Below are 18,067 nucleotides of genomic sequence, written 5' to 3'. Positions count from 1 at the left end.
TGTCCCAACAGATATCCGAGCGATCACCGTCTGTCAGGCCGCGTTCGGCGGTCGGTGATCACGCGGGAAACCACGTCCTGGAATTGTCTTCTTTTTGGCGCTTGACGTTTTTACCTGTCGTTCCGGAAAAGGTGAGCCGGAACGCTCGAGCCGAGCGCCTGGTACCCCGCCGGGTTGAGGTGCAGGTGGTCGCCGGTGTCGTAGGCCGGCAGCAGCCGGGACGGCGCCTCGGGGTCGCGGACCACCTTGTCGAAGTCCAGCAGCCCGTCGAAGTGGCCCGGCTGGCGGATCCACGCGTTCACCTGCTGGCGCGCTTCTTCCCGCAACGGGTCGTCGTAACCGGCGTTGCCGCCGAACGGGGTGATCGTCGCGCCGTACACGCGGATGTCCTGGGCGTGCGCCCGGACCAGGATCTGGTCGTACGCGTCGATCAGCTGCGCCGCCACGTCCGCCGCGGCCGCCGGGGTGGCCGTGCCGATGTCGTTCACGCCCTCGAAGACGATCGCCCACGAAACCCCGCTCGTGGACAGCAGGTCGCGGTCCAGGCGGGCCAGCACGTTCGGGCCGAGGCCGTCCTGCAGGACGCGGTTGCCGCCCGCCGCCTGGTTCACCACGGACACGCCGTGCAGGCGCGAAGCCAGCACGTTCGGCCAGCGGTTGTTGCCGTTCGTCGTCGAGCCGCGGCCGTCGGAGATGGAGTCGCCGATGACCGCGACCGCGGACGCCGGGGACAGCACCTCGATGCCACTGAGGAAGTACCAGTGGTCGACCGGGGTCGCGCCCGGCAGTTCGGTGGCGGCGACGTGGTTGCCCGCCAGCAGGTACGACGTCGTGCGCGAACCGGGGTGCGAGGTGATCGACGTCGAAGCCTGGCCGTGCGCCAGGTACGCCGTCACCGCGATGTTCTCCAGCGGCCGCACCGGGAAGGGCAGCGGGTCCGAGACCACCTGCGCGCCCTGCGGGACCACCGTCGACGGCTTGCCGTGGAAGGTTACCGGGACGACGCTGCCCGGAACCACCGCGGAGACGCCGGCGGCACCGGCCACCGGGCGCGCCGCCGACACCGCGGTCAGCGGCAGCGGCGCGCCGCCGAAGGCGTTGGAGAACCGCAGCCGGATCCGCGGGCCGCCGACCGTCACCTGCGCCGTCTCGCGCAGGGACGCGTTGTCGAGCACCCGGTCGGGTCCGGTGAAGGGCGCCGGCGGCAGGTTGCCCGGTTCGGTCAGCTGGGGCATGGCCGTCCACGTCGCCACCCAGTGCGAAGGCGCGGGGCGGGCGGACGCGCCCACGAAGAGGACGGTCAGCACGGCCAGGAAGAAGATCACCAGAGGACGTCTCACAGCGAGAACTCCGGGGTCAGGACCCGGTCGAAGCCGACGACGCGGCGCGGCCCGGTCAGCGTGCAGTGCAGGGTCGTGACGATCTGCTCACTCGAGGTGCCGACCCGCAGCTCGACGTCGCCGGGATCGACCTGGCGCTGCCGCGCGCGGCCGGTGTAGGACGTCAGGTCGGCGTGCAGGCCGATCTCCAGGACGCAGGTTTCGCCGGGCGGCAGGGAAACCCGGCGGGCCGCGATGAGCTGCCGCTCCGGCCGCGCCACCTCGGCCACCGGGTCGTGCAGGTAGACCTGGACGACTTCGGAGGCCTCGCGCGCGTGGTCGTTGCGCAGCGTCACCCGGACCCGGCAGACACCGTCGGTCGGCCAGAGGGAGCCGGTCGCGCTGACGTCCAGCCAGGTCGCGGGGGCGTAGGACAGCCCGTGCCCGAACGGGAACAGCGGCGAAGGATCCACTGTGGACACCTCGCTGCGCCGGCCGAGCGGGGCGGCGAGGTACGTCGACGGCTGGCTCGCCCCGGCCGCCGGGAAGCTCACCGGCAGCCGGCCGGCCGGGTTGAGCCGTCCGCTGAGGACGTCGGCCAGCGCGCCGGCCCCCTCTTCACCGGGGTAGAACCCGCAGACCACCGCGGCCAGCCGGGGGAGCTGCCGGGACAGCTCGTACGGCCGCCCCGAGAGCAGGACGAGCACCACCGGCTTGCCGGTGTCCAGCAGGGCGTCGAGCAGTTCCTCCTGGCGGCCCGGAAGCCGCAGGTCGGCCGCGTCGCAGCCTTCGCCGGACGTCCCGCCGCCGAACAGCCCGGCCCGGTCGCCCAGCACGGCCACGCAGACCGAGGCCTCCGCGCAGGCGGCCACGGCCTGGGCGATCCCTTCGTCGTCGCCGCCGGTGACCGGGCAGCCGAGGGCGTACGCCACGTCGTAGATCGGGCTCAGTGCCTCGAGCAGGGTCGGCACCGAGACACCGAACGGCACGTCGGGGTGGTGGACGCCGACGTGCAGCGGGAAGGAGTAGCAGCCGAGCATCGCGCCGGGCGTGTCCGCGCGCGGCCCCACCACCGCGACGCGGGTACCGGGCGACAGCGGGAGCGTCCCGTCGTTGTGCAGCAGCACGATCGAGCGCTCGGCGACCTCGCGGGCCAGCGCCCGCGATTCGGCGTCGTCGAGGTCGATCTCCTCGGGGACCTCCGGCGCCCAATCGGCGTCGAGCAGGCCCAGTTCGCACTTCTGCCGCAGCACCCGTTCGAGGGCGCGGTCGACGGCGGCGACCTCGACCGCACCCTCTTCGACCGCGGCGAGCAGCGGCTCGCCGTAGCAGTCCATGGTCGGCAGTTCGACGTCGATGCCCGCGGTGAGCGCCTGCCGGGCGGCGTCGGCGCGGTCGGCCGCGACGCCGTGCAGGCGGTGCAGGAACGCCACCGAGAAGTAGTCGGCGACCACCGTGCCCTCGAACCCGTAGGTGTCCCGCAGCAGCTCCGTCAGCAGCGCCGGGTCGGCGGCGCCCGGCACGCCGTCGACGTCGGTGTAGGTGTTCATCACCGAGCGGGCGCCGGCGCGCAGCGCGTGTTCGAAGGGCGGGAGCAGGACGTCGGCGATTTCGCGCGGGCCCACCGAGACCGGCGCGAGGTTGCGGCCGGCACGCGAGGCGGAGTACCCGACGAAGTGCTTCAGCGTGGCGACCACGCCGGCCGACTCGAGGCCGGCGACGTACGCGCTGCCGATCGTCCCGACCAGGTACGGGTCCTCGCCGATGGTCTCCTCGACCCGCCCCCAGCGCAGGTCGCGGGCCACGTCGAGGACCGGCGCGAGGCCCTGGTGCACCCCGAGCCCGCGCATGGTCCGGCCGATCCGCGCCGCCATCCGGCGCACCAGGTCCGGGTCGAAGGTGGCACCCCAGGACAGCGGGGCCGGGTAGATCGTCGCCTGCCACGCGGCCAGCCCGGTCAGGCATTCTTCGTGCACCACGGCGGGAATGCCGAACCGGCTGCTGGCGACGATCTGCCGCTGGGTGCGGGCGAGGCTGTGCGCCCCGATCACCGGGTCGACCGGCCGGGTGCCGAACGCGCGGGTCAGCTGCCCGATGCCGTGCCGGACCAGGTCGTCGAAATCGACCGCCGCGTCCACGAAGTCGTGCTGGTGCGGCGCCATTTCGCCGCCGGAGTCGATGCCGACCCAGACTCCGTAGAGCTGGGCGAGCTTCTCGCGCAGGGTCATCCGGGCCATCAGGGCCCGGACGCGTTCGCCCGGGTCCGCGGCGGGGTCGCGCCACGGCTCTCCGGCCGTGGTGGGCTGCGTGGTCAAGGCTGTCCGCCCTTCGTCTGGGGGAGGAGATGAGGAGGGGAAACGATTCAGGGGAGGGCGCGGGTGGAGTGGCGCACCACCAGGCCGGTGTCGAGCGTGACGTGGGTCCGCTCGACTTCGTCGCCGTTGATCAGCGCGATGAGCATGCGGATGGCCCGGTGCCCCATCTCGCGGATCGGCTGGTCCACAGTGGTCAGTGGCGGGCGGCAGAGCGCCGACTCGGGCACGTTGTCGAAGCCCACCACGGAAAGGTCGTCGGGCACGGCCAGCCCGAGTTCGCGGGCCGCGCTCACGGTCGCGATGGCCGAGATGTCGTTCGCGGCGAACACCGCGGTCGGCCGGTCCTGGCTGGTCAGCAGGGCGTGCGCCGAGGCCGCGGAGACCTCCGGGTCGTAGGCACCGATCCGGATCAGGTCTTCGTCCGGCGTGATGCCCGCGGCGGTCAGCGCCCGCAGGTACCCCGTCTTCCGCAGCTCGGCCGACTGCAGGTCGGGCCGGCCGGAGAGGAACGCGATCCGCCGGTGCCCCAGCTCCAGCAGGTGCTCGGTGGCCAGCTGCGCGCCGCGCAGGTTGTCGGAGTCGATGGTCGGCAGGTGCGACGGCCCGGTGTGCGGGTCGACCGCCACGACCGGCGTGCCCGGCACGGCTTCCAGGGAGACCGCGGGGGTGACCAGCACGGCGCCGTCGACGAGGGTGCCGCTCAGCCGGGAAAGGTAGCGCTTTTCCCAGCCCACCGGGTCTCCGGTGCGTCCGCCCGCGGAGTAGACGACGAGTTCGAAGCCGCTGCCGCGAATGGCGTCGGCCGCGCCCTTGAGCAGCTCGGTCGAGAACGGTTCGAGGTCGGCGACCAGGATGCCGATGACGTTCGTCCGGTGGTTTCTCAGGCTTTGCGCCACCAGGCTCGCTTCGTAACCGAGTTCTTCGATCACGGCGCGGACCCGCGCGAGCGTTGCGGCGGAGACGCCGTAGCGATCGTTGATCACCTTCGAAACCGTGGCCACCGAGACGCCGGCCCGGGCGGCGACGTCACGGATGGTCACCCTGGAACTGGGCTGCATCGGCTCAGACTAGCCATAGAAAACGTTATCGACAACGATTGACATCCCATTTGTCCCGGGAGCAGACTCTTCGCCAACCCGGGCGCTGAGCCGCCCCGTCCAACTCGGCCGAAGTCGTCAGGAGTGGACCCACGATGTTTGGGAAACGCCGCATCACCGTTCTCGCCGCCATGGCGGCCCTCGTCCCGCTCGCGCTGTCGGCGTGCAGCGGGGGGAGCGAACCCCCCGCTCAGCCGAGCGGACCGGTCACCTTGACCTGGTGGCACAACGGCACCACCGATCCCATCAAGTCGATCTGGGCGCAGGTCGTCGCCGACTACCAGAAGGCGCACCCCGACGTCACGATCAAGGCCCAGCCGCTGCAGAACGAGGACTTCAGCACGAAGGTCCCGCTCGCCCTGCAGTCGGCCGAGCCGCCGGACGTCTACCAGTCCTGGGGCGCGGGTGACCTGGCCTCGCAGATCACCTCGGGCAAGGTCGCCGACATCACCGACGCCACGAAGCCGTGGATCGAGCAGGCCACCGGCAAGTTCGGCGAGAACTGGAAGGTCGACGACAAGCAGTACGGCGTGCCGTTCGCGCAGCACACCGTCGGGTTCTGGTACCGCAAGGACCTGTTCCAGCAGGCGGGGATCACCACCCCGCCGAAGACCATGGACGAGCTGAACGCCGCCGTCGGCCAGCTGAAGGCCAAGGGCATCGCGCCGATCTCCGTCGGCGGCAAGGACCGCTGGCCGGATGCCTTCTACTTCAACTACTTCGCCATCCGCGAATGCTCGATCGACGTGCTCAAGCAGTCGGTGAAGGCGGTCAAGCTCGAGGACCCGTGCTGGACGAGGGCCGGGCAGGACCTCAAGAACTTCCTCGCCACGCAGCCGTTCCAGACCGGGTTCGCGGGCACGCCCGCCCAGCAGGGCGCGGGCAGCTCCGCCGGTCTGCTCGCCAACGGCAAGGCCGCGATGGAGCTGCAGGGCGACTGGGAGCCCGGCACGATGTCGTCGCTGACCGAGGACAAGGACCTGGAATCCAAGGTCGGCTGGTTCCCGTTCCCGACCGTGGCGGGAGGTCAAGGCGACCCGAACGCGGTGCTCGGCGGCGGTGACGGCTTCGCCTGCACCACCCGCGCGTCGAAGGCGTGCGTGGACTTCCTGCAGTACCTGGTCAGCGAGCCGGTGCAGACGCAGCTCGCCGCGCAGGGGACCGGCCTGCCCGTGAACATCGTGGCCGCGAAGTCGCTGAAGACCGAGACGCTCCGGCAGGTCTACGACTACGGCACGAAGGCGCCGTACCTGCAGATGTACTTCGACCGGGCGTTCCCGACGGCGGTCGGCGCCGCGCTGAACGACGCGGTGGCCAACATGTTCGCCGGCCAGGGCACCCCCGAAGGCATCGTGGCCGCCGTCAACCAGGCCGCGGCGGGCAACAAGTGACCACGACGTCTCCGGTGCGGGCGGCGGCGCGGCCGCCTGCACCGGCGGTCCGGACCCGGGCCCACCGGCCCGGGCTGCGGAAGCGGCTCGAGCTGGCACTGCTGCTCGGGCCGGCTCTGCTGCTGTTCGCCGGGTTCGTCCTGGTGCCGATCGGGATCGCCGCGTTCTACAGCCTGTTCGAGTGGAACGGCTTCGGGCCGCTGGACGACTTCGTCGGCTTCGACAACTACGCCGACGCCTTCGCCGGCGAGGTGTTCCAGGGCGCCATCGGGCACAACCTGATCATCGCCGGCCTGTCGATCGCGGTGCAGCTGCCGCTGTCGATCGGGCTGGCGCTGCTGCTCAACCGGAAGCTGCGGGGACGCGCGGTGCTGCGGGCACTGGTGTTCGCGCCGTACGTGCTCTCCGAGGCGATCACCGCGGTGATCTGGGCGCTCATGCTGCAGCCCAACGGGTTCGCCGACCAGACGCTCCGGGCCGCCGGGCTCGGCGGGCTGGTCCAGCAGTGGCTGGCCGACCCTGGCATCGTGCTCTACACGCTGTTCGCGGTGATCACCTGGAAGTACATCGGGTTCGGCATCATCCTGCTGCTCGCCGGGCTGCAGGGCGTGCCGGCCGAACTGCGCGAAGCCGCGGCGCTCGACGGTGCTTCGGCGTGGCAGACCACCCGGCACGTGGTGCTGCCGCTGCTCGGGCCGACCATCCGGATCTGGATCTTCCTGTCGGTGATCGGTTCGCTCCAGCTGTTCGACGTCGTCTGGATCATGACCATGGGCGGCCCGGCGAACGCGTCGACGACGATGGCGACCTACCTGATCGACCACGGCTTCAAGCGCTACGAGTTCGGGTTCGGCTCCGCCGTGGCGGTGATCCTGTTCGTCATCTGCTTCGTGTTCGCCCTGCTGTACCAGCGGTTCGCGCTCCGCCGCGACACCCAGGGGGCCCTGACCAGGATGGTGGGCTGATGCGCTCGGGCAAGTTCGGCCTGTCGATGGGCTACCTCGCGGCGATCGCGGTGGTCGGCGTGACCGTCGTGCCGCTGCTGTTCGTGGCGCTCGGCGGGTTCCGCACCAACGCGCAGATCAACACCGACCCGGCCGGGCTGCCGGGACCGTGGGTGCTGGACAACTACGCCTCGGTGCTCGGATCGAGCGCGTTCTGGACGTTCCTCGGCAACAGCGCGCTGATCGCCGTGATCGCCACGGCGCTCGCGGTCGGGCTCGGCTCGATGGCGGGGTATGCGCTCTCGCGCTACCAGTTCAAGGGCCGGGAGGCGTTCTACACGCTGTTCACCCTCGGCCTGCTGTTCCCGCTCGGCGTGGCGACGCTGCCGCTGTACCTGTGGCTGCGCCAGCTGGGCCTGCTCGAGAGCTTCTGGGGCGTGGCGATCCCGGAGGCGGCGTTCTCGCTGCCGGTGACGATCGTGATCCTGCGCCCGTTCATGCACGCGATCCCCGGCGAGATCGAGGACGCCGCCGTGCTCGACGGCACCACCAGGCTGGGGTTCTTCTGGCGGATCCTGCTGCCGCTCTCGACGCCCGCGCTGACCACGGTCGCCGTGCTGGCCTTCGTCACCAGCTGGAACGCCTACCTGCTGCCGCTGCTGGTGTTCAACGACTCCGGGAACTTCACGCTCCCGCTCGGCGTCGCGATGTTCCAGTCCCAGTTTTCCCAGGACACCGCCCGGGTGCTCGCGTTCACCGCCTTGTCGGCGATCCCGGCGCTCGCGTTCTTCGTGCTCGCCGAACGACGCATCGTCGGCGGGCTGACCGGATCCGTGAAGGGCTGACTCAGGAGGTCTGCCGTGCCGTCCGAGGTCCACCGTCGTGCCTTCCTGCAACTGCTCGCCCTGGCCGGGGCGGGGTCCGTCGCCCTACCGGGCCTGGCCGAAGCCGGGACCGGATTCCCGTTGGTGTCGCGGGGAAAGGCCGCGACCATCGTGGTCGGTTCGGGTGACTTCCCCGGCGTCCGGCGGGTCGTGGGCGACCTGGCCGCCGACGTCGAACGCGTCACCGGCGTGCGGCCCGCGGTGTCGTTCGACGTCGTTCCCGCCCACGGACCGGTGGTGCTGGTCGGCACCCTCGGCCACAGCCGGCTGGTCGACGACCTGGTCGCGGCGGGCAAGCTCGACGTCACCGGGATCGCCGGCCAGTGGGAGACGTCGCTGAGCCAGGTCGTCGACGGCCGCCTGGTGCTCACCGGCAGTGACCAGCGCGGGGTGATCTACGGCGTCTACGAGGTCTCCCGGCGCATCGGCGTCTCGCCCTGGTACTGGTGGGCGGACGTGCCGCCGCGGCGCAGCACCGAACTGCACCTGCCGCGCGAGCGGTTCAGCCTCGGCACCCCGCACGTGAAGTACCGCGGCTTCTTCATCAACGACGAGAACCCGGCGCTCGGCACCTGGGCTCCGGCCTACTTCGGGCCCGGCAAGGCGCCCGGTTTCCCGAACGGCTTCAACCACCTGTTCTTCGCCAAGGTCTTCGAGACCATGCTCCGGCTGCGGGCCAACTACCTGTGGCCGGCCGTGTGGGGGCGCGCGTTCGCCGAGGACGACCCGCTCAACCACGCCACGGCGAAGGAGTACGGCATCGTCATGGGCACCTCGCACGAGGCCCCGATGATGCGCGGGATCGAGGAGTGGAACCGGCACGCGGTGCCCGCGGTCCGCGACGCGGCCGGGAACATCACCACCCCGGGGCACGACCCGTACGGCGGCACGGGGGAGTGGAGCTTCCGCCGCAACGGCGAGGCGATCAAGGCCTACTGGACCGACGGGATCCGCCGGATGGTCCGCGAGGACTTCGAAGGCGTCGTCACGCTCGGCATGCGCGGCAACGGCGACGTCAGCCTGCCCGACGGCGACGGCATCGAGCTGATGCGCGAGATCATCGCCACCGAACGCGAGATCCTCGCCCGCGAGACCGGCCGGGACCTGACCACGGTGCCGCAGGTCTGGACGCTGTACAAGGAAGTCCAGCGGTACTGGGCGAAGGGCCTGCGCCCGCCGGAGGACGTCATCGTCGTGTTCACCGACGACAACTGGGGCAACATCCGCAAGATGCCCGACCTGGCGCTGCCGCCGCACCCCGGCGGCTACGGGCTGTACTACCACTTCGACTACGTCGGCGGCGGCCGCAACTACAAGTGGGTCGACACCGCACTGCTGGCCAACACCTGGGAACAGCTGCACCAGACCTTCGCCTACGGCAACGACCGGCTGTGGGTGGCCAACGTCGGGGACATGAAGGGCAACGAGCTGCCGCTGCAGTTCTTCCTCGACTACGCCTGGGATCCCACGGCCCTGCCGATGGAGCGGCTGTCCGCGTGGGAGCGTCAGTTCGCCGAGACGAACTTCGGCGCGGCCACCGCCGCGGCGATCGCGGGCGTCCTGCACGACTACGGGCGCCTGCAGTCGCGGCGCAAGCCGGAACTGCTGAACCGGCGGATCACCGTCGACCCGGCGAAGGACCCGGCCACCGCCGCGGCGATCTCCTACGACGACCAGATGACGCCGTTCAGCCTGGTCAACTACCGCGAGCTGGACACGGTCACCCAGGAGTGGCAGGACCTGGCGGCCCGGGCGGCGAAGATCGAGGCGCGGATCCCGGCCGCGTACCGCGACGCCTTCTACGAGCTGGTGCAGTACGCGACCCAGGCGACGGCGAACCTGTACGCGCTGCGGCGGGCCGAGTTCACCAACCTGCACTACGCGGCACAGGGCCGCGCATCGGCGAACGCGCTGGCCGCCGTCACGGAGGCCCGGTTCGCCGACGACCTGGCGCTGGCGGAGAAGTACAACACCGGCATCGCGGGCGGCAAGTGGAAGGGGTTCCAGACCCAGCCGCACATCGGCTACGGCGATGTCGAGCGCTACGGCCCGAACGCACCGTGGCAGCAACCGGAGAAGGACAACGTCGCCCTGCCGGACGTGATCTTCCCGGCGGTGAAACGGATCGAGCTGCCGTCCGCGGCTTCCCTCGGCGTCGCCGTCGACGGCTCCGAGCAGTGGTGGCCCGCAGCCGGAGGCCGGCCGGTGCTGCCGGAGTTCAGCCCGTACCAGAGCGCGCCGCCGCAGTACGTCGACGTCTTCAACCGCGGCCGGGAACCGTTCCGCTGCACGGTCTCCACCGGAGCACCGTGGGTGCTGGTCGAGCCACGCGGCGGCCGGGTGACCGAGGAGCTGCGGATGACCGTCCGGATCGACTGGGCCCGGGCTCCGAAGGGCACCACGACGGTCCCGATCACGGTGTCGGGCGCGGGTGGTTCGGTGGTGGTGGACGCGGTGGTGCGCAACCCCCGGCTGCCGCCTTCGTGGCGGCGCGGCTTCGTCGAGGCCGGCGGGTACGTGTCGATGGAGGCCGAGCACTGCAGCGCGAACGTCGCCGCGGCCGGGATCGGGTGGCGGCGCATCCCGGACATCGGACGGACCGGCGCGGGGATGACCCCGTTCCCGGTGACGGCGGGCAGCCGCGCACCGGGAACGGGGCCACGCCTGGAGTACCGGATGACGCTGTTCACGACCGGGCCGGTGACGGTGTGGGCGTACCTGTCCCCGCGCAGCAACGTGCTCTCGGGCGACGGGCTGCGGTACGCGGTCTCGTTCGACGACGCGGATCCGCAGGTCGTGAACATCACCAAGGCGACGGGGGCCGACGACACGTCCATGAACCGCCAGTGGGAGCGGACCACTTCGGACAACGTGAACCTGACCGCGACGCGGCACGTGATCGGGGCGCCGGGGCCGCACGTGCTGAAGTTCTGGATGGTCGATCCGGCGGTGATCGTGCAGAAGCTGGTGATCGACACCGGTGGGCTGCGGGCGAGCTACCTGGGCCCGCCGGAAAGCCTGCGGTGGCCGTGGTGAGGGGTGGGCCGGGCCGGCCCCTCGTGCCGGCGCCGCGCCCGCCGGCCGTGGGTCGGCCCCGAACCTGTGCCTTACCTCGCTCCGCCGGTCAGCACCCGGTAGCCCCGGTGAGCCGGTGCCGCCGTGCTGTGGCGGACCACCAGGCTGGTCGCCAGCTCGAGGCGGTGGCTCTCCGGGGCCACCCCGCGGGCCAGCGAAATCGCCAGCCGGGCGCCGGCGGCCGCCATCTCCTGCAGGGGCTGGCGGACCGTCGTCAGCTCCGGGGTCAGCCAGCGGGCGATCGGCAGGTCGTCGAAGCCCACCACCGAGAGGTCGTCCGGGATGCGCAGCCCCGCGTCGCGCGCCGCCTCGTACACACCGAGTGCCTGCAGGTCGCTGCCGGCGAAGACCGCCGTCGGCCGGTCGGGGAGGGTGAGCAGTGAAGCCAGTTCGCGGTAGCCGGCCCGGACGTGGAAGTCGCCGCGGCGCACCAGCGCCGGGTCGAACGCCAGCCCGGCCGTCTCCAGCGCCGTGCGGTACCCGTCGATCCGGGCCCGGCTGCACAGCACCCCTTCCGGCCCGCCGATCATCGCGATCCGGCGGTGACCCAGCTCCACGAGGTGCCGGGTGGCCGTCAGCCCGCCCTGCCAGTTCGTGGCCCCGATCGAGGGCGTCTCCGGCCCCGGGGCGCCGGCCGGGTCGACCACGACCAGCGGGATGTCCCGGGCCCGGAGCTTCGCCAGCTGCCCGCCGGTGAAGTCCGAGCACACCGAAACGATGCCGACGGGCCGCCGGGCGAGGACGCTCTCCAGCCAGCTCTGCCCCGGGGTGTGCCGGCCCGAAGATTCCGCCAGCACGACCGCCATTCCGTTTTCGCGGGCGACGCACTCCACCCCACGGATGATTTCGAGGGCCCACGTGCTTTCAAGTTCGTGGAACATCAGTTCCAGCAGCCGGGAACGGCGGGAACGTTCGTCGGCGCGGCGCCGGTACCCGTATTTTCCGATGACCGCTTCGACGCGGGCTCGCGTGCTTTCGGCGACGTCGGGGCGGCCGTTCAGGACTTTCGAAACTGTCGGAACGGAGACACCGGTCTCGGCGGCGATCCGGGCGATGGTCACCCGGGTCTCGGTGGGTTCGAGCTCGTCAGACTTCGTTGTCATGAAGGAGATTCTAGGTCATCGAAACCTGATTTGAAACGGTTGGAAAGTTTCGGAGCACCATTGTCTCGCGGAGGATGAAGATGCTGGGAAGAATTCCTAAGAAACGTGTCCTGTTGGCGGTCGCGGCTGTCATGGGTATTGCCGTATGGCAGGCGCCCGCGGCTTCGGCGTCGGTGCCGCTGCAATACACCACGAACCGTTACGTAGGCAGTGCGGTGGCCGCGGAGTACCTGGCCTCGGAAACCGATTACCGGGCGGTGCTCACCCGGGAATTCGACAACGTGACGCCCGAGAACGAGATGAAGTGGGGCACGATCGAAGCCGTCCGCGGCCAGTACGACTGGTCCGGCGCGGACGCGATCGTCATGTACGCGCAGAAGCACCACAAGACCATCCGCGGGCACACGCTGGTCTGGCACTCCCAGCTCCCGGACTGGGTCGCCGCGCTGCCCGCCGACGAGCTCCGCCGGGTCCTGCGCGACCACGTCACCACGGAGGTCAAGCGGTACAAGGGAAAGATCCGGGCCTGGGACGTCGTCAACGAGATCTTCAACGAGGACGGCACCCGGCGTGACACGGTCTTCCGGCAGAAGCTCGGCGACGGCTTCGTCGCCGACGTCTTCCGCTGGGCGCACGCGGCCGACCCGGCGGCGAAGCTGTACATCAACGACTACAACATCGAGGGGATCAACCCGAAGAGCGACGCGGTGTACGACCTGGTGAAGACGCTGCGCCGGCAGGGCGTGCCGATCGGCGGCGTCGGCGTCCAGGCGCACCTGTCGACCCAGTACGGGTTCCCGGGCCAGTACCGCGAAAACCTCGCCCGGTTCGCCAAGCTCGGCGTGGACGTGGCGATCACCGAAGCGGACGTCCGGATCCCGACCCCGCCCGACGCCGCCAAGCTCGCCACCCAGGCCGATTACTTCGGGCAGCTGTGGGACGGCTGCCACGCCGTCCGCAAGTGCGTCGAGTTCACGACGTGGGGCTTCACGGACCGGCACTCGTGGGTGCCGGACGTCTTCCCCGGCGAAGGCGCGGCCTGCCTCTTCGACGAGAACCTGCGCCCGAAGCCGGCGTACTTCCGGCTCAACCCCTGATCGGACCGGGGCGCAGTCCGCGCTCGGCGAGCGCGGCGAGGATGCGGGGGACCGCGTCCAGGGTGGCCGGGCGGCCTTCGTGCATCAGCACGATGCCGCCCGGCTGCACCTCCGCGGCCGCCGCGACGATCTCGTCCGCGGAGCAGCCCGCCCAGTCGCGGGTGTCGACGCTCCACAGCACCTCGGTCAGCCCGTGCGCCGCCAGCGTCCGGGCGACCGAGGCGTCCGTGTCGCCGTAGGGCGGCCGGAACAGGGCCGGCCGGAGCCCGGTCAACCGGGTCAGGAGGTCCTGCGTGCGCCGGACCTCCTGGTCACGGCCGGCCGACGGCAGCGTGGTCAGGTGCGGGTGGCTCCACGTGTGGTTGCCGATCGCGTGCCCCGCCGCGGCGATCGCCCGGACCAGGTCCGGGTGGGCCGCGGCGTGCTCGCCCCACAGGAAGAACGTTGCACGCGTGCTGCCGAGAGCGGCCAGCAGCGCGGGCGTCGTCTCGGGGTACGGGCCGTCGTCGAAGGTCAGCGCGACCGTGTCCATCGCTCCAAGATCACCCGGCCACGGGCGCGGCGGCAAGGACTTTCGGCCTGTTTCGCCGCGGGCCGGCGGCTCAGCGGATCAGAGGATCAGCGGGTCATCGCCGCGATCCGCTTGGCCGTCGGCCAGCGGACGTTCCACGCCCAGCCGAGCTTCTCGAACACCCAGATCACCCGGGCGGAGATGTCGAGCTGGCCCCGCAGCACGCCGTGGCGGGCCGACGTCGGGTCGGCGTGGTGGGTGTTGTGCCAGGACTCGCCCATCGACAGGATGGCCAGCGGCCAGAAGTTCGCGGACTTGTCGCGGCTGGCGAACGGGCGTTCGCCGATCATGTGGCAGATCGAGTTGACCGACCACGTCACGTGGTGCTGGAACGAGATGCGTGCCAGGCCGGCCCACAGGAACGCGGTCAGCGCGCCCCACCACGAGAGCGTGATCAGGCCGCCGAGCAGCGGCGGGAGCAGCAGGCTCACCAGCACCCACACCGGGAAGAGCCGGTCGATGACGCGCAGGTCGCGGTCGGCGGCCAGGTCCGGGGCGAACCGGTCGACGTTGGTCTTGTCGCGGCCGAAGAGCCAGCCCATGTGGGCGTGCCAGAAGCCGCGGGCCAGCGCCACCGGGGACGTGCCGAACAGCCACGGCGAGTGCGGGTCGCCGTCCCGGTCGGAAAAGGCGTGGTGGCGGCGGTGGTCGGCGACCCAGCCGATCACCGGGCCCTGTGCCGCGAGGCCGCCGGCGATGGCCAGCGCGATCCGCAGGGCCCGCTTCGCGCGGAACGAGCCGTGGGTGAAGTAGCGGTGGTAGCCGACGGTGATCCCGAGCGTCGACACCACGAAGAAGGCGCCGCCGATCGCGAGGTCGACCCAGCCGATGCCCCAGCCCCAGAACACCGGGATGGCGACGGCCAGCGCGAGGAACGGGACGAGCAGGAACGTGCGGATCGTGATGAGCTCGGGGATCGTCTGCTTGCCGTCGAGCACGGGCTTCGGTGCCGGACGCGCGGGTTTGACCGGGGTGGAGGTGGTCATGCAATCTCGTTTCGAGTCTTCGCCGCGCCGGACTGAGCCTCGCGGGACGCCGGGGAGCGGACACACCCGGCGGTGAACGGTCTGCGGGTGACCCGGGGTGCGTCACCGCTCCTGCCGGTGATCTGCCTCGAGGGTCACGGGGCGAGAGTGAGACCGGCGGGACGCCGGCATCCGAGGTGCTCTCGACTCCACCCAGGTTACCCGATTGCGGTGAACCCGCCGTGTGACCGGACGAGTAAGGCCCCCGCCCCTGGTGAGGGGCGAGGGCCTTAGGGTGCCTCGTGGCTCAGATGACGTTGACGCGCTGGGCCTGGGGGCCCTTCTGGCCCTGGCCGATTTCGAACTCCACGCGCTGACCCTCGTCAAGCGACTTGAAGCCGCTGCCCTGGATCTCGGAGTAGTGGACGAACACGTCCGGACCCCCGCCGTCCTGCGCGATGAAGCCGAAGCCCTTTTCGCCGTTGAACCACTTGACACTGCCCTGAGCCATACCAATACCTACTCTTTGTAGTGAGCCTGGGCGCCCCGTTCGACACCCGGTCTCGGGTACATCCTTCCATTGCCGGGCCGCGGAGGCCAGACCCGGTGGTCAAATTCCCCAATCGGGGCGCAACGGCATGCTCATCCCGCCCTCGCTGTCGGTCCGGACGCCCAGGATGTGGTGCAGTTCGATCTCGCGGCGTTCGAAGGCGAGCCGGCAGGCCGCCAGGTACAGGGCCCACACCCGGCTGCGCCCGGCGCCGGCCTCGGCGACGGCTTCGTCCCAGTGTTCGTCGAGGTTGGCGCACCACCCGGCCAGCGTCTTCGCGTAGTGCTCGCGGAAGTTCTCCGCGTGCCGCACCTCCAGGCCGGCGTCGTGCATGGCCGTCATCAGCTCGCCGGGGGCCTCGAGCTCGCCGTCCGGGAAGACGTAGCGGTCGATGAACCCGCGCGAGCGGTGCGCGACGGTCGTGTCCGGGTTGGTGATGCAGTGGTTGAGCAGCCGACCGTGTGCCTTGAGCTTGCCGGCCAGGAACCGGAAGTAGCCGGGGACGTTGCGGGCCCCGATGTGCTCGGTCAGGCCGATCGACGAGATCGCGTCGAACCCGGTCTCGGCGACGTCCCGGTAGTCCTGGTGGCGGATCTCGGCGCGGTCGGCGATCCCGAGCGCGACGATGTTCTTCTGCGCCCACTGGGCCTGCTCGCGGGAGAGCGTGACGCCGATGGCCTCGACGCCGTAGTGCCGGACGGCGTGCGCGACCATGCCGCCCCAGCCGCAGCCGACGTCGAGCAGCCGCATGCCCGGCTTGAGGCCGAGCTTCTTGCAGACCAGGTCGAACTTGTGCGCCTGCGCCTCCTCCAGCGAGGCGCCTTCGTGCGGGAACACCGCGCACGTGTAGGCCATCGACGGGCCGAGGACCAGCTCGTAGAACCGGTTGGACACGTCGTAGTGGCTGGCGATGGCCTCGCTGTCACGCTCCTTCGAGTGCCGCAGCGCCGTCATCCCGCGCCGGAACCGGCTCGGGTGTTCCTCGGCGGGCGGCTTGACCACCCGGAGGTGGCGCGGGCCGAGCTTGCGCAGCAACCACAGCCGGTCGGCCGGGGTCAGCTGGTCGACCTGCGTCGACAGCGCGCGCAGCGCCGTGTAGAGGTCGCCGGTGACGTCGAGGGCGCCGGCGACGTACGCGCGGGCGAGGCCGAGGTCGCCGGGCGAGGACATCAGGTAGTCCAGCGCCAGTGGCGAGCGCACCTCGATGCCCACCGGCGCGTCGGCCGGGCCGCTGCGGCTGCCGTCGTAGGCGGTGATCGAGACTTCGGCGCGGGGGCCGAGCAGCCGTTCGAAGACCGCGCCGACGGTGATGTTTTCCTGGGTCACGTTCGTTCCTTTCACCGACGGCGGACGCATTTCTCGTAGAGGCCGAGCAGGCGCTCGCGAGGGTCGTAAGCTCGCTTGAGCTCCCGGTAGGTGTCACCGTTGTAGAGCCGCCAGAACTCGTCCTCGGTGTAGAAGCTGTCCGAGTAGAGCGATTTGTGCCCGCCGAGGCGGGTGACTTCGGCCTCGATCATCCGGTTGTGCACGCCGTCGCGCTCGCCGGGGTCGAGGGGCACGGACGACCAGAACCCGAAGTTGACGTACAGCTCTTCGGGGTCCAGTTCGTACAGCGGCCAGCGGACGCCGCCGGGCCGCTGGCGCAGCGGGCAGACCCAGACGGGACTGATCGGGATCTCCCGTTCGAAGAACTCGAGGAACTCCGCGGCGCGGCCGACCGGGACCTCGATGTCCTGCACGATCGTCTCCTCCGGCGGCAGGCGCCGGAGTTTCAGCAGCCGCTCGGCGATCCGGAACCGGCGGTCGAGCGCGACGGCCTTCCAGTACACCGAGGACCGCAGGAACCGGCGGCCGAGCAGCAGCCGGGGCAGCCGGTGCTGGACGCCGAACGCGCGCGAGCACCAGAACCAGTCGGTGTCCCAGCGCCAGAGGTAGTCCCGGACGGTCAGGTGGTCGGTTTCGCGGCGCTGGATGGAGCGGTAGTAGATGTCCAGCCAGGTGTAGTCGCTCGTCGCGGGCGCGGTGTCGGTGAACGTCCCGAGCGTCAGGTACAGCTCGTCCGGGCCGAAGACGGTGCCGTCGACGAAATCGACCCGCTCGCCGTCGTGCTCGCTCTTCGCGCAGATCTCGCCGAGCGCCTCGAAGAACTTCCCGCGGTCGTGGTGCCGGACGTGGCGCAGCTTCACGAACGGCTTCACCGGCTCCAGGTGGATCCGCAGCCGCAGGGCGTAGCCGAGCGTGCCGTAGGAGTTGGGGAAGCCGCGGAACAGGTCGCGGTGCTCGTTGTCCGGCGTGGCGACGACGATCCGGCCGTCCCCGGTGAGCACCTCCAGTTCGAGCACCGATTCGTGCGGCATGCCGTTGCGGAACGACGAGGACTCGATGCCGAGGCCGGTCACCGCACCGCCGAGGGTGATCGTCTTCAGCTGCGGCACGACCAGGGGCATCAGGCCGTGCGGCAGCGTGGCGTCGACGAGCTGCTCGTAGGTGACCATGCCTTCGACGTCGGCGGTGCGGGTCTCCGGGTCGACGCGCAGGACGTGGCTGAACCCGGAGACGTCGAGTCCCGGGTGCTTCGCCGCGGCGCGGGAGCGGAAGAGGTTCGACGTTCGTTTGGCGAGCCGGACGGTCGCTTCGCCGCTGATCGCGGCGAGCTGTCGTCTCAGGGCGTCGACGCGGGCTTCGTGCTCGGGGAACGCCGGGCCCGGACGGGCTTCGGGCACCCCGGCCTGATCGATGGTCACGCCCTTGATCCT

Annotated in this window: 14 protein-coding genes; 5 read left to right on the top strand and 9 right to left on the bottom strand. The window is 70.8% G+C overall.

The window, feature by feature from the left end:
- Positions 1–110: 110 nt before the first annotated feature.
- From ACLJQE_RS28970 to ACLJQE_RS28960, 3 genes are read right to left on the bottom strand one after another with little or no spacing between them, the layout of a single operon-like run.
- On the bottom strand, positions 111–1,340 hold the full coding sequence (locus ACLJQE_RS28970; protein WP_410642596.1) for an SGNH/GDSL hydrolase family protein: 1,230 nt from the start codon (positions 1,338–1,340) through the stop codon (positions 111–113).
- Positions 1,337–3,634 carry a beta-glucosidase family protein gene (locus tag ACLJQE_RS28965; protein ID WP_410642595.1) on the bottom strand — a complete coding sequence of 766 codons (2,298 nt, stop codon included), beginning with the start codon at positions 3,632–3,634 and terminating at the stop codon, positions 1,337–1,339. Before ACLJQE_RS28965 ends, ACLJQE_RS28970 begins: the two co-directional genes overlap by 4 nt.
- Positions 3,635–3,681: 47 nt before the next feature.
- A complete protein-coding gene (locus ACLJQE_RS28960) occupies positions 3,682–4,692 on the bottom strand; it encodes a LacI family DNA-binding transcriptional regulator (RefSeq protein WP_410642594.1) in 1,011 nt (336 codons plus the stop codon).
- Between the two features lie 134 nt (positions 4,693–4,826).
- Between ACLJQE_RS28960 and ACLJQE_RS28955 the strand changes: the two genes are divergently transcribed.
- From ACLJQE_RS28955 to ACLJQE_RS28940, 4 genes are read left to right on the top strand one after another with little or no spacing between them, the layout of a single operon-like run.
- Positions 4,827–6,122 carry an extracellular solute-binding protein gene (locus ACLJQE_RS28955; protein ID WP_410642593.1) on the top strand — a complete coding sequence of 432 codons (1,296 nt, stop codon included), beginning with the start codon at positions 4,827–4,829 and terminating at the stop codon, positions 6,120–6,122.
- Positions 6,119–7,087 (top strand): carbohydrate ABC transporter permease, encoded by a 969-nt coding sequence (locus ACLJQE_RS28950; RefSeq protein WP_410642592.1) that lies wholly within the window; start codon positions 6,119–6,121, stop codon positions 7,085–7,087. The genes ACLJQE_RS28955 and ACLJQE_RS28950 overlap by 4 nt, the downstream gene beginning before the upstream one ends.
- Positions 7,087–7,911, top strand: a complete 825-nt coding sequence (locus tag ACLJQE_RS28945) for a carbohydrate ABC transporter permease (RefSeq protein ID WP_410642590.1) — start codon at positions 7,087–7,089, stop codon at positions 7,909–7,911. Before ACLJQE_RS28950 ends, ACLJQE_RS28945 begins: the two co-directional genes overlap by 1 nt.
- Before the next feature lie 15 nt (positions 7,912–7,926).
- A complete protein-coding gene (locus tag ACLJQE_RS28940; RefSeq protein ID WP_410642588.1) occupies positions 7,927–10,986 on the top strand; it encodes a glycosyl hydrolase 115 family protein in 3,060 nt (1,019 codons plus the stop codon).
- A gap of 71 nt (positions 10,987–11,057) precedes the next feature.
- On the opposite strand, the gene ACLJQE_RS28935 is transcribed toward ACLJQE_RS28940, so the two are convergent.
- Positions 11,058–12,128, bottom strand: a complete 1,071-nt coding sequence (locus tag ACLJQE_RS28935) for a LacI family DNA-binding transcriptional regulator (protein WP_410642586.1) — start codon at positions 12,126–12,128, stop codon at positions 11,058–11,060.
- Between the two features lie 131 nt (positions 12,129–12,259).
- Here ACLJQE_RS28935 and ACLJQE_RS28930 point away from each other — a divergent pair, with 131 nt between their 5' ends.
- Positions 12,260–13,225 (top strand): endo-1,4-beta-xylanase, encoded by a 966-nt coding sequence (locus ACLJQE_RS28930; RefSeq protein ID WP_410642585.1) that lies wholly within the window; start codon positions 12,260–12,262, stop codon positions 13,223–13,225.
- Here the strand turns inward: ACLJQE_RS28930 and ACLJQE_RS28925 are convergent.
- From ACLJQE_RS28925 to ACLJQE_RS28905, 5 genes are all read right to left on the bottom strand, one after another.
- Positions 13,215–13,757: a polysaccharide deacetylase family protein gene (locus ACLJQE_RS28925; protein ID WP_410642583.1), complete on the bottom strand. Its 543-nt coding sequence runs from the start codon at positions 13,755–13,757 to the stop codon at positions 13,215–13,217. The two genes, ACLJQE_RS28930 and ACLJQE_RS28925, sit on opposite strands and share 11 nt — an antisense overlap.
- Positions 13,758–13,843: 86 nt before the next feature.
- Positions 13,844–14,782, bottom strand: a complete 939-nt coding sequence (locus ACLJQE_RS28920; RefSeq protein WP_410642581.1) for an acyl-CoA desaturase — start codon at positions 14,780–14,782, stop codon at positions 13,844–13,846.
- 286 nt (positions 14,783–15,068) lie between these two features.
- Entirely contained in the window at positions 15,069–15,272 is a 204-nt protein-coding gene (locus ACLJQE_RS28915) for a cold-shock protein (protein ID WP_093947269.1), read from the bottom strand.
- Positions 15,273–15,371: 99 nt separating this feature from the next.
- Positions 15,372–16,667: a class I SAM-dependent methyltransferase gene (locus ACLJQE_RS28910; protein ID WP_410642579.1), complete on the bottom strand. Its 1,296-nt coding sequence runs from the start codon at positions 16,665–16,667 to the stop codon at positions 15,372–15,374.
- Entirely contained in the window at positions 16,649–18,055 is a 1,407-nt protein-coding gene (locus tag ACLJQE_RS28905) for an FAD-binding oxidoreductase (protein ID WP_410642577.1), read from the bottom strand. Before ACLJQE_RS28905 ends, ACLJQE_RS28910 begins: the two co-directional genes overlap by 19 nt.
- Between the last annotated feature and the right edge of the window lie 12 nt (positions 18,056–18,067).

This window comes from Amycolatopsis sp. lyj-346 (genome assembly GCF_046548975.1).
Lineage (GTDB): Bacteria > Actinomycetota > Actinomycetes > Mycobacteriales > Pseudonocardiaceae > Amycolatopsis.
Note: the sequence above shows the minus strand (reverse complement) of the source record. Positions and strands in the feature narration are given on the sequence as shown.